We start from the raw sequence: 11,696 nt of genomic DNA, 5'->3' as shown, positions 1-11,696 counted from the left end.
ACAGAAATATTGTGAAAAATCAGTACTTTTTAATGATAAATAGGTATTTTTGCGTTATGGGAAGAGAGAACATAGATCAATTGGTCAAAGTGGAATACCATCAGGTGGTAAACTGTCCTTTAAAAGATAACCAGTTTTCCTTTTTTCAAATCATATATGTCATCTGTGGAGAAGGATTTCTTAAGATTAACAACAATACCGCTTCATACAGCAAAGGTAGTCTCATACTCCTTACACCAAATGATCAGCATAATTTGGAAGTAATCGAACATACGGAACTTTTGCTCGTTAAGTTCAGCGAACGGTATGTAAAAGACTACAAGTGGAATAGCATAAATTCGATGGAATGTCTATTATATGGAGCTTCCTACTTATCCGGGTGCATTTTACAGAATAAACCCGATGTTATTCTGGTTGATTCGATTGTTTCCTCGCTTCTTCATGGCATCAATCATCCGGACCTCTTTCAAGAGGAGCTGACCCTACATTATGTGAATGCATTGATTGTCATTGCGGCGAGGAACATTTCAAAGATGAGAGTAGCACATGTGGCATCCAATACAGATAAGCGGGTGTTAGACATTATTAATTATATTCAGGGAAATATCCATGATCCGGCATTGTTAAAAGTATCTTCAATCGCTCATAAATTTGGCTTCTCTGAAAGTTATCTTGGTAGCTACTTTAAAAAGCAATGTGGTGAAACAATCCAGCATTATATATTGAATTATAAAATGAGATTGATCGAGCATAGGCTTCTTTTTAGTGATATGCGGGTCAATGAAATTGTGTCCGAATTTGGTTTTTCAGATGAGAGCCATCTAAATAAATTCTTTAAAAAGACACACGTAATGAGCCTGACAGAATTCAGAAAGGCGAAAGGACGTATAGCAATGCAAGCTTAGGAATCAGGAAAATAAAATTTATCATGGAGAATATTGAAATATCCGAATGGTTTTGGACCATAATAAAAATGCAGAACATAGTAGGGAAAGGCTCAAAGAGATCCTTTTTTCTGTTACTAAGGAAGAAATTATCCGATTTCAGGAGGAGTTTGTGGAAGCTTCTGTCGAATTTCAATCCGAACCATACATTGATTTTATGGAAGAATCTGAAGATGGAATAGCCGATATCGCAAATTGGATTGTGAGCAATGGTAAAGATTTTTGCTTCAAATTAATGGAGACCCCAGAAGAAATACCCCATAGTGTTGCGGATTTAACAGATCAAATCCTTTATGGGGTTGCAGATGAAGTGTGTCTAGAAAATTTGAGGAGTCAACAGGTGTCTATTGAAATGAAAAGTTTTTGAATCACGATGGGAAAATCCGTCGAATTAATGCATTGAAATCCAGGTTATTGATTTGGAATTTCGGGAAATCCGGGAAACGAAACTTTTTCCCGGAATTTTGGTTGCTTGCTAAGCAGCACAGTAGTTTTTTATTTTATACAGTTAGTTCATTTTCTAAATAGACCTGTCTGAGCTGTGATCCCCATGATTCGACAGTATGACTGTCTGCACGGTCAGCCTGATCAAAGAAGAAGTGTCGCTTGATTTCAAGACCACAATAACTATATATACCGTTATCAGAGGTCAATTGTAAGGCTTTGTCCATTCCGGTTTTTTGGTATTCCATAGTTGATTTACCGTGAGAATTGATGATGTATGCCGATTTTCCGGTCAGCAGGCCTTTTTGAACACCGGCATCATATCTGTAGGCAAATCCATAACTGAATACACGGTCTATATATCCTTTCATAATAGCAGGCATACCTGTCCACCAGATGGGGTATATAAAAGTAATGGCATCGGCCCAGATAATATAGTCCTGCTCTCTTTTTACGTCCTGATCAATGATCCCCCCACGTTGGCCATTGATATCATCGCGAGACAATACCGGGTTAAAATTTAATTGATAGAGATCTCTTACGATGACTTCCTGTCCATTTCGTAGCAAGGTATCTTTTACGATCTGCTGAAAGTGATTATTTAAACTGCCGTCAATTGGGTGTGCATAAATGATGAGATGTTTCATTTTTTTTATTTTTAATTGATTGAATGGAACAAATCTATCGGGAATGCAATCGGGAAAATTGTAAGAAAACGAAAAAAGGTTTATCCATCAGATGCCCTGCAGACATCACGCCGAAATTTTAAAAATTTTTTAGGTGAAGTATTGGTAAAATGTTTGAAGTCATGAATCAATTGACTTTGATCATAATAGCCGCATTCCTCGATTATTTCAAACCAGTTTACCTTTCCTGTTGAAGAAGGTAGCTGTTGGATGAATCCAATCGCCTTGATAAAACGCCCATATCGACTCAATTCTTTGGCGCTGAATCCAAAATGTCTTTTATGGATGAGCTGAATATTTCTTTCACTGTGTCCGGTTTGCTCGGCAACAGATTTAACAGGATTTAGTAGTCCGGATTGAAAATTGAAAAGTAAAGCAGAAACATCATCCTGCGATCTCAAGTAAGGCTTACAAAAATTTAAGATAAACTTTACTTTCTCTGCCACATCATCGATTTCGTTTAGCTGCTGCCATAAATAGTGAAAGCAGTTGTCCAATAAGAGCTCGTCAGGATCTATGGTCTGATCCCCGGAAAGTTGTGGTCTACCAAAAAAACGATAAAAAGCATCAGCTTTGAAATTGGCGATCAATAGCTGCGTCCCGGGGAGTAAAGTGTAAGAAAAGGCTTGTTTAACTGGGCCGAGTACAATGCAGTTACCAATACTGATTTTTGCCTTTTCTTTGGAGATAAATAAGGCCGGTGTCCCGAAATTAAACACCATCATTGTCTGAAAGGATGGTAGCAATGTTTTTGTGATATTGTTTTTTGATGTATTCGCTGCAAAGTAAAAATGGGAAAACACCGTTTCAAATTCCTCCGGAACGGCTATCCTAAAGCTTTGATATGTTTCTTGGTCCGTGCTCATCAGTTTTCTAAGGCTAATTTAATAAAAAATATACGCTAAAATTAGACATCCGATAATCATTTAGATAAATTGCCTTAATTTAAAACACTTGACGTAAGGTAACGGTTAATAAATAACATTTTGTCGACGTAGATCATCGTATTGAATAATAAAAAAACAGAAATTTGAACATCTCTTAGATAAAGGGTTACAGATAAAATAAGTAAACATGGAAATAGGTATAGATAGTTTTATTGCTACAGGTGCATATGAAGGTGCGTTAAGTCCTGCTAAAAATGTGGAGGCCATAGAAGCGTTGCTGACAAAAATAGAATTCGCGGATCAGATGGGACTACATGTTTTTGGATTAGGGGAGCACCATCGCAAGGAATTTTTGGATGAATCACCTGCGGTGATACTAGCCGCCGCGGCAGCGAGAACAAAAAACATCCGACTGACGAGTGCAGTCACTGTATTAAGTGCAGCGGACCCTGTCCGAGTATTTCAAGAATATGCAACATTGGACCTTATTTCTAAAGGAAGAGCAGAGATAGTGGCTGGTAGAGGCTCCTTTATTGATGCATTTCCTTTGTTTGGATTCGATACGCAGGATTATGATGTATTATTTGATGAGAAAATTAGACTGCTCCTTGAAATTCGGAACAACGAAAAAGTGAGCTGGAAGGGCAATTTTCGGCCTGAATTAAAACAACAGGCAATATATCCGCGGCCATTACAGGAGCAGCTACCTGTATGGATCGGAGTAGGCGGCACACCACAGTCTTTCGTGCGGGCCGGACTATTGGGGTTTCCATTGATGGTAGCTGTTATTGGAGGCGAAACACATCGGTTCCGTCCATTGATTGATTTATATTATGAGGCTGGAGAGAGAGCAGGGCATCCTCGGGAGAATCTTAAGGTAGGGTTACACTCCCTTGGTTTTGTTTCAGACACTGGAACCAGAGCAAAAGACATATATTTTCCGGGTTACCAGGAAATGATGGGTAAAATAGGTAAGGAGAGAGGTTGGTCGACACCAACTCGTGATATGTTTGAAGCACAGGCAGGTAAGACAGGAGCTTATGTGATTGGCAGCCCTGAAGAAGTTGCTGAAAAGATACTGCGCCATAGCGAAGCCCTGGGAGGTATATCAAGATTTACTTTTCAGATGGATAATCCCGGGCTGAGTAAAGAAGATATATTCAGGTCCATTGAACTCATTGGAACACGAGTGATACCATTAATAAATCAATGAGACAGATTATCTTCTTACTGAACGTGCCCGAATGCGGCTTAGTGTTTCTTTGGTAATACAGAAATAGAAATAGGGCAATCATGTGTTGAGGAATTCGATAAAAACGGCTTGATAAAAAAACGTTATTCCAGTATCAATTATTTAGAAATAGAAGAATGATATCAATATGTATAACCAAAAAGCCCGGGCGTAAATCGGGCTTTTTATTATTATTTGCTTACGCAAAACAAGTTTTACAACTTAATCAAGATCTTCGATGGTAGCATCGGGTGCATTTGATTTTACGGATTCAATTCCGTTTTCCATTCCACTTGCACTTTCGTACATTTCACTTGTTCCGATAACTTGACCATTGGTCGCTTTTAGACTGAAGTAATGTTTACCATTTGTCGAAGTCTTTCTGTCAAATTTATCATTGTCCTGAGCATTTCTTTTTACCGATTCAACGCCGTTTAAGCAATTTGCCTTGGTTTTATAGCCCTCACTACTCAGAATTACCTGTCCATTTCCTGCTTTTAAATTAAACTGAAACTCACCATCTTTTCTTGTTTTCACTACAAATTTTCCCATTTTTTCTATTATAAATTTTATGTGATAAATGCGATTCTTTATTATACTATTAAAAATAACGTATAAAATTATTTTTATTGTGAAACAATGATTAAATAATCGGCTTAAAGTTATTAACATATCGAAATGGTAGACAAATGTTTACATCATCTGATCAATTCACTTAATTACTTATTAGCGAGGATAAACTCTTCTTCAGTTACAGGCTTAAGCCAGGTAACCTGAGTATTTTCTTTAAAATTTGTCATGGCAACATGCACTATCTGACTGTCAACTGGATACCTCTCTGTCCATATTCGTCAATGTGCGATTATAGACAGCCCTTAAGAAAAAATTAATAATCTATACATTTAACGTTTGTGTATTTTTTTAAAATAATTGTGTTATAATTTGACGCAGGCCATCTGATCTATTACATAGGGTCGGAAATCGGTATTAACGGCACACAGATTCTTCCGATATCCGGGCACGCGGCCCTCGCCAGTTGAATACGGTTCGTTCACATTTTACATACTGCTACGCTACTGGTTGTTGTAGCTCTTTGGTAGCTTTTTAGTAGCTCTCCAGTACCTTTTTGGTAGGGTATTAGTGCCTTTTCAGTACACTCCCGGTACACTAACCGTACTTAAATGCTACTTCACGATAGACTGATAGTGCCATATTATGCCATTCCGAGCCTAATGCTGTCCATTTAAGCCATGTTGGCCATATGCGGTCATTTTAGACAGGGATCAGTTTGGGGTTCGACATCTTTGTGTTGTCATTAAAAACTCAATATCATGTCAAAACAAGAAAGTTTAATCAAGCTTGCGGGTATAACACTTAAAACAGAAAAACCGTTTTTAACAGCGTTAAAAACGGTTTGTTTTGCGGAAAGGGAGGGATTCGAACCCTCGATACAGTCATCCCGTATACAGTCTTTCCAGGACTGCTCATTCGACCACTCTGACACCTTTCCGTGTTTCAGTGCACAAATGTAGTAATTTTTTGCTTTATTGCAATACCATACACTTTTTTTAAGAACGATTTTTCCTATGCTATTGATCATAAGCGCATTGTTTTTATATTTTTTTGAATAAAACATATTTCTTATTTTTCAGAATGACAAATACTTATTTAGACATAAAAAAGAATATTTTGGAAGTTGCCCTCGGGCGAACAAATGATCGGATCGCGATGATCGAATCGGCATTGGAAACAGCAAGGGATTCGAGTAATGATGATACGAAAAGTAGTGCTGGAGATAAGTACGAAACCTCTCGGGAGATGATCCAGCAAGATATCAACCGCTATCAGGGCCAACTTCTTGAAGCAAATAAAGATTTAATGCAGCTTACCAATATTTTCTCGGCGATAGGAGTGGAGACCGACTTTGTTAAATTGGGGAGCCTTGTAAAAACAAATTTGGGACTTTATTTTATTGCAACGAGTATTGGCGCTTTAAAAATAAATGATAAGAATGTTTTTGTCGTTTCAGCAGGATCGCCCATTGGTCAGTTGCTTCTAGGTAAGAAATGCGGGGATAGCTTCCTATTTAACAGATTAAATCAAACCATATCTGAGCTCTATTAATTGTTTAAATCGAAGAAAGTTAAACAATATGCCAAAATAACTGTTTTCATTATGAACGAAAATAAAACCAGACGATGAAACTAAACAAGTTACTTTTGATACTTTCATTCAGTGTTTTACCTTTTGTTCACTCTTGCCGGTCACCAGAATCCGATAATAAGCTAAAGTCTAAAATCGAAAGTGCTTTAGCAGATAACCAGGGCATAGCAGTGGATGTAGAAGAGGGTAATGTCACACTGAACGGACAGCTAGGATCGGATTCATTAAAACAAGTTGTTGAGGAGAAAACGAAAATGGCTGGGGGTGAGCAGATCAAATCCATTCATAACAATATTGTAGTCAATCTTCCCGAGCCCGAAGGCGCGCGTGAAAAATATCATGAACTAGTCGGAGGGGCGGTCGACTCTACCCTAACTAGAGATGTCAATCGAGTCCTGGAGGATTTTCCAACAATTACAGCTCAAGTGAAGGAAGGAATCATTACTGCAACAGGCAATATTGAGAAGACGAAAATGGATTCCCTAAAGAAGAGATTGGAACATATTAAACCTAAAGGTATTGATATGAAAGGAGTGACCAGTCGATAGTTTTCTTATTTCCACTGAAATATAAAAGCTACACATCAACAGATGGGTAGCTTTTACTGTTTATGCATATGTTTATTTACACCTAATTTAAACATTTTCCATTAAATCCCGAATAGCAACCGAGGCAATTGCTCCTCCGAACGCTGCGGGTAGATAGGACATTGTTCCATAAGCTGATTTCTTGAAATTACTTCCATCGGTATATAGTAAGGAGCTTTTATCCGGAAGCTCAGTTGAAAAAGCAACTTTAACGCCATCTCGTATCCCATGTTTACGTAATTTTTTACGAATATGTTGGGCCAGCTTGCAGTTATACGATTTACTAATATCAGCGATCTCAATTTTTGTCGGGTCAACTTTACCACCTGCACCCATTGAACTTACAAATGGCATTTTTGCATCCAATGCCAGTCTGATGAAAAATAACTTCGGTGTAATACTATCGATGGCTTCCACACAATAGTCGGGGGCCATTTCCAATAAAGCCGGTATTTTTTCAGGGATAATAAAGTCCTGGATCACGGTCAATTCCAATTCTGGATTAATAGCTAAAAGACGCTGTCTCATGATTTCAGCTTTTGCTTCACCATGGTTCGTTGCTAGAGCCGGCAGCTGCCTATTTCTGTTGGAGGGGTCTACGGTATCACCATCTATTATGGTCATTTTACCAACCCCCGCACGGCAGATAAATTCAGCCGCAAAGGAACCCACACCGCCTAGGCCCAGAACCATCACGTGTGAATTCGCTAATTTTTCCAAAGCTGTCCTACCGACCAGTGCCTCGGTGCGTGACAACCAACTTAAATCTTTCATTTTTTTAATACAATCTTATAATTATGATATAATGCCTGCTTTAGCATCTCTACTGGAATAGATCGGACTTGGGCGACATATTGATATAGGGTAGCAACTTCTGTTGCTGTATAGGTATCTGTTTCCAAAAATAAATGTGTAAGGGGAATATTTCTTACGACTTCGTCCTGGCTGCCATTCAAGCAATGGATACCAATCGAAAGGTAATACCCCTTGGCTATGAGCTGTTTGGCCAAAGCCCAATTCTTGCGATAGCCATGGAAGATAACCGGTAAATGAAACTTAGCTTTTACCAAAGAGGCCAAAACTTCTTGAAAAGCACGAACGCAGTGAATAATCAATGGTTTCTGAAAGGCAATAGCCAATAATACCTGCTGATCGAAAACTTGTTGCTGCACCACGAAAGAGACAGCGCTATTTTTGTCTAGACCGCATTCGCCTAATGCCACAACATTCCCTTTTTGAATCATTTCCTGCATCAATTCCAAGGTTTTTTCCGTATTGTTGTCGATATACCAGGGATGCAAACCGATAGAACAGTCTCCCTCAATGATAGTTTCATTATGGTTCAATGCGATATTTATAACAGACCGGTTGAAACCGTTCTGTATCATATCAAGCCGATGTGTATGTATGTCGATATAGGGAACCAGCATTGTTAAAGGACAAAGGTCGAAAAAATAGTTGAAGCAAAAAATATTCTCTACAAATTTAGTATAGTTTTATTGCTCCAACTTACTGTTGAGTGCCTGCAAGATTGCCGAAGCCTTTAAAAGACATTCCTGATATTCTTGCTCCGCTAGTGCTTGGTTGGTAAGGGCTCCACCGGTATGAAAGGATAGGTATTTTTCGCGTTGATTGTACAGGACTGAACGGATTACGACATTAAAATCAAATTCATCACGAATAGTATCAAAATAGCCTACCGAACCTGCATAAATCCCTCTTTTGGAGCTTTCAATCTGATCACAAATACGCATGGCAGCAATCTTGGGCGCACCTGTCATGGAGCCGGCAGGAAATGTATATCTAAAGACATCCATATTGGAAACGTTGGGGTCCTGTATGCAGCTGATGGTTGATATCATCTGATGTACTTGTTTAAAAGACTGGATTTCAAATAGACGTGTGGCTTCAACTGTCCCAGGAAGCGCGCTCCGCGTTAAATCATTACGAACAAGATCTACGATCATTACATTTTCGGCGATCTCCTTCTGCGACTTGAGCATACGATTGATGATATCCCGATCTTCGCGTTCCGTGACACCCCTTTTAGCTGTGCCCTTAATTGGCTGAGATATTAACCTACCTTTTCTTTTTGCCAAAAAACGCTCTGGAGAGGCGCTCATGATAAAATGATGTCTAACTTTAAAAAAATTGCTGAATGGGGTAGGTGAAACAGCATTCAGTTTTAGATAGACTTCAATCGGAGAAATATCTGCATTTTCTGCGAAGAACTCCTGACAGAGATTTACCTCGTATATGTCACCACGTTGGATATGCTGTTGCACTTTATCAAAGGCATCAAAGTATTCTTCTTTTGTCCACTGTGAGCGTAACTTTAGATCTAGGTCGGCATCTTCCTGTTCGAGTGTTGTATTACAGATGGACTGATAGACCGCAGCAGGGTCATCGCCTTCGATGATTACTTGCTTTCCCACCACTTTGATTGTAATCGCGGGAACAAAAAAATAAGCAGCTGGAAATCCAAGTTTGTCAATTGCACTGGTTTGTAGTTCTTCAATCTCATTCTTGAGATCGTAAGACAGAAACCCTGGAATAAACTCGCATTGATATTCGATTAGGAATTGTTGTAATTGATCCAACACATCCTCATCTGCACAAAATGAATGCAGAGCCTTTACTGCTAATACACTCTCAAATTTTCCCCATTGGTCAGGTAACCCATTGGTATTAAAGAAAGAAATTTCATCAAATTGCCCTGACCAATGCAGGGCTTTTTGATGAAATTTATCTTTAGAATCGAGAAGATCAAAACTTTCGACCCGCATATTTTACTTTGATAAAGCCAATGTTTGCTTACGATCTGGGCCTACTGACAAAATTGTGATAGGGACTTCGAGAGCCTTCTCTAAATAAGAAATATAGTTATTTAATGCTTCAGGAATCTCTCCTTCAGATGTGATGCCCGTCAAATCTTGTTTCCATCCTTGAATTTCTTCCAAAATTGGCTCTGCCTGATGTGTAATAATCTCATATGGCATATAGTCAATCACTTCACCATTATATTTATAATGTGTGCAAGCATAGATCTTATCGAAAGTATCCAATACATCGGCCTTCATCATGATGAGATCTGTAACGCCATTCAGCATAATTGCATATTTCAACGCAGGGATATCAATCCAGCCTGTACGACGCGCACGTCCTGTTGTAGCTCCGAACTCATGTCCCAATTGACGTAGTTTTTCTCCTGTTTCATCATGAAGTTCAGTCGGGAAGGGACCTCCACCTACACGGGTTGCATAGGCTTTAAAAATTCCATATACCTTACCAATTTTGTTCGGTGCAATACCTAGACCTGTACAAGCTCCAGCGGTGGTCGTGTTGGATGAAGTCACAAATGGGTAAGAACCGAAATCAACATCCAAAAGGGTACCTTGGGCACCTTCAGCCAATACACGTTTGCCTTCTTTCAGATACTGATTGACCAAGTGTTCTGAATCAACATGAGGAATGGTTTTAATAAATTCAACGGCAGCCAAGAATGCTTGTTCTTTTTCGCTAAAATCAGGAATATCACCATAATGTGAAAGAATATTCAAGTGTTTTTCTTTCAGTTTTTGGTAACGTTCTTGAAAGTCTGGAAGCGTTGTATCACCTACACGTAAGCCATTTCTACCAGTTTTGTCCATATAGGTCGGACCGATACCTTTCAATGTAGATCCAATTTTGCCTGCGCCCATTTTTGATTCTGAAGCAGCGTCCAATAATTGGTGTGTTGGCAAAATAAGGTGTGCTTTGCGTGCTAATACCAAATTGCCTTTACCCACCGGATCAAAACCAGCTGTCTTAAGGTTGTCTAATTCTCTTTTTAGGATAATCGGATCGATAACGACACCATTACCAATAAGATTTAGTGTACCTTCATTGAAGATACCAGATGGAATTGTGTTGAGCACGAATTTTTTGTTATCAAATTCCAACGTGTGTCCGGCGTTAGGGCCGCCTTGGAAACGAGCGATTAAATCGTATTTTGGACAAAATACGTCTACGATTTTACCCTTACCCTCGTCGCCCCATTGTAAGCCCAAAAGCACATCAACTTGCATAGCTTTTAAAGTATAGTAATTAAAATGTTATTAATAAAAATAGACTCATTAAAAAAATAAAAATGTTCAGGAATTTTTCTCCTGAACATTCCTGAACAAATGTACTATTATATTTAACAAAAATATAAGATTAATTTGAAATAGCCTCCTGGGCCACGATTTCTTCTTTTTTATTTTTTTCTTGGCAATCTTGACAAACACCATATAAATTTAAAGAGTGGTGTTTAATATCAAATTTCAACAAATCTCCCATAAGGCTTTGGATCTGATTGATACGGGGGTCACAAAATTCGACAACCTTATTACACTCGATGCAAATCACGTGGTCGTGTTGTTTGAAGCCATAAGATTTTTCGAACTGAGCCATATTACGGCCAAACTGGTGTTTTGTTACCAAGTCACAAGATACCAATAATTCGAGGGTATTATAAACTGTTGCACGGCTGACACGATATTTTTTGTTCTTCATATGGATATACAAAGATTCTACATCAAAATGATCAGTACGTGAATAAATCTCTTCCAAGATAGCATAACGCTCTGGAGTTTTTCTTAGATTTTTATTTTCTAAGTAGGCCTCAAAGATTTTTTTTACAGTTGCAAAATTTTCAGCTTGATTCATAGTAAAAGTATTCTTGTACAAATTTACCAATTTAGATTGACATTTGATAGTATTTCTAGATTGTG

13 protein-coding genes and 1 tRNA gene are annotated in these 11,696 nt (G+C 38.5%); 5 read left to right on the top strand and 9 right to left on the bottom strand.

Features of this window, described 5'->3' with window-relative positions; translation table 11 throughout:
- Positions 1-56 precede the first annotated feature (56 nt).
- Together HPC41_RS11345 and HPC41_RS11340 are read left to right on the top strand one after the other, a co-directional pair.
- Complete coding sequence (locus HPC41_RS11345) at positions 57-905, top strand: AraC family transcriptional regulator (RefSeq protein WP_172394132.1); 849 nt, start codon at positions 57-59, stop codon at positions 903-905.
- Between the two features lie 52 nt (positions 906-957).
- Complete coding sequence (locus HPC41_RS11340) at positions 958-1,311, top strand: ferredoxin (RefSeq protein ID WP_246250589.1); 354 nt, start codon at positions 958-960, stop codon at positions 1,309-1,311.
- 133 nt (positions 1,312-1,444) lie between these two features.
- Here HPC41_RS11340 and HPC41_RS11335 read toward each other — a convergent pair whose 3' ends face one another.
- Together HPC41_RS11335 and HPC41_RS11330 are read right to left on the bottom strand one after the other, a co-directional pair.
- Complete coding sequence (locus tag HPC41_RS11335) at positions 1,445-2,035, bottom strand: NAD(P)H-dependent oxidoreductase (protein ID WP_172394131.1); 591 nt, start codon at positions 2,033-2,035, stop codon at positions 1,445-1,447.
- Between the two features lie 80 nt (positions 2,036-2,115).
- Entirely contained in the window at positions 2,116-2,940 is an 825-nt protein-coding gene (locus tag HPC41_RS11330) for a helix-turn-helix domain-containing protein (RefSeq protein WP_172394130.1), read from the bottom strand.
- Positions 2,941-3,148: 208 nt separating this feature from the next.
- Here HPC41_RS11330 and HPC41_RS11325 point away from each other — a divergent pair, with 208 nt between their 5' ends.
- Positions 3,149-4,174, top strand: a complete 1,026-nt coding sequence (locus HPC41_RS11325; protein WP_172394129.1) for an LLM class flavin-dependent oxidoreductase — start codon at positions 3,149-3,151, stop codon at positions 4,172-4,174.
- 240 nt (positions 4,175-4,414) lie between these two features.
- Here HPC41_RS11325 and HPC41_RS11320 read toward each other — a convergent pair whose 3' ends face one another.
- Together HPC41_RS11320 and HPC41_RS11315 are read right to left on the bottom strand one after the other, a co-directional pair.
- Entirely contained in the window at positions 4,415-4,744 is a 330-nt protein-coding gene (locus HPC41_RS11320) for a YegP family protein (RefSeq protein ID WP_172394128.1), read from the bottom strand.
- Positions 4,745-5,614: 870 nt separating this feature from the next.
- Positions 5,615-5,702, bottom strand: a tRNA-Ser gene (locus HPC41_RS11315).
- Between the two features lie 143 nt (positions 5,703-5,845).
- Between HPC41_RS11315 and HPC41_RS11310 the strand changes: the two genes are divergently transcribed.
- Together HPC41_RS11310 and HPC41_RS11305 are read left to right on the top strand one after the other, a co-directional pair.
- The gene (locus tag HPC41_RS11310) at positions 5,846-6,316 is read left to right on the top strand and encodes a GreA/GreB family elongation factor (protein WP_172394127.1); all 471 of its coding nucleotides are present in this window, start codon (positions 5,846-5,848) and stop codon (positions 6,314-6,316) included.
- Between the two features lie 74 nt (positions 6,317-6,390).
- Positions 6,391-6,903 carry a BON domain-containing protein gene (locus tag HPC41_RS11305; RefSeq protein ID WP_172394126.1) on the top strand — a complete coding sequence of 171 codons (513 nt, stop codon included), beginning with the start codon at positions 6,391-6,393 and terminating at the stop codon, positions 6,901-6,903.
- A gap of 87 nt (positions 6,904-6,990) precedes the next feature.
- On the opposite strand, the gene HPC41_RS11300 is transcribed toward HPC41_RS11305, so the two are convergent.
- The 5 genes from HPC41_RS11300 to HPC41_RS11280 all read right to left on the bottom strand — a co-directional run bounded on the left by HPC41_RS11300 (position 6,991) and on the right by HPC41_RS11280 (position 11,631).
- Positions 6,991-7,716, bottom strand: a complete 726-nt coding sequence (locus HPC41_RS11300; protein ID WP_104381936.1) for a tRNA threonylcarbamoyladenosine dehydratase — start codon at positions 7,714-7,716, stop codon at positions 6,991-6,993.
- Positions 7,713-8,330 carry a TatD family hydrolase gene (locus HPC41_RS11295; RefSeq protein WP_172394125.1) on the bottom strand — a complete coding sequence of 206 codons (618 nt, stop codon included), beginning with the start codon at positions 8,328-8,330 and terminating at the stop codon, positions 7,713-7,715. The genes HPC41_RS11300 and HPC41_RS11295 overlap by 4 nt, the downstream gene beginning before the upstream one ends.
- 108 nt (positions 8,331-8,438) lie before the next feature.
- Positions 8,439-9,728, bottom strand: coding sequence for an anthranilate synthase component I family protein (locus HPC41_RS11290; protein ID WP_172394124.1), 1,290 nt, complete (start codon positions 9,726-9,728; stop codon positions 8,439-8,441).
- A gap of 3 nt (positions 9,729-9,731) precedes the next feature.
- A complete protein-coding gene (locus HPC41_RS11285) occupies positions 9,732-11,009 on the bottom strand; it encodes an adenylosuccinate synthase (RefSeq protein WP_172394123.1) in 1,278 nt (425 codons plus the stop codon).
- Between the two features lie 130 nt (positions 11,010-11,139).
- The gene (locus tag HPC41_RS11280) at positions 11,140-11,631 is read right to left on the bottom strand and encodes a Fur family transcriptional regulator (protein ID WP_172394122.1); all 492 of its coding nucleotides are present in this window, start codon (positions 11,629-11,631) and stop codon (positions 11,140-11,142) included.
- Positions 11,632-11,696 lie beyond the last annotated feature (65 nt).

The sequence above is a fragment of the Sphingobacterium prati genome, from assembly GCF_013167215.1.
GTDB lineage: Bacteria > Bacteroidota > Bacteroidia > Sphingobacteriales > Sphingobacteriaceae > Sphingobacterium > Sphingobacterium prati.
This window is presented reverse-complemented; position numbering and strand designations above follow the sequence as displayed.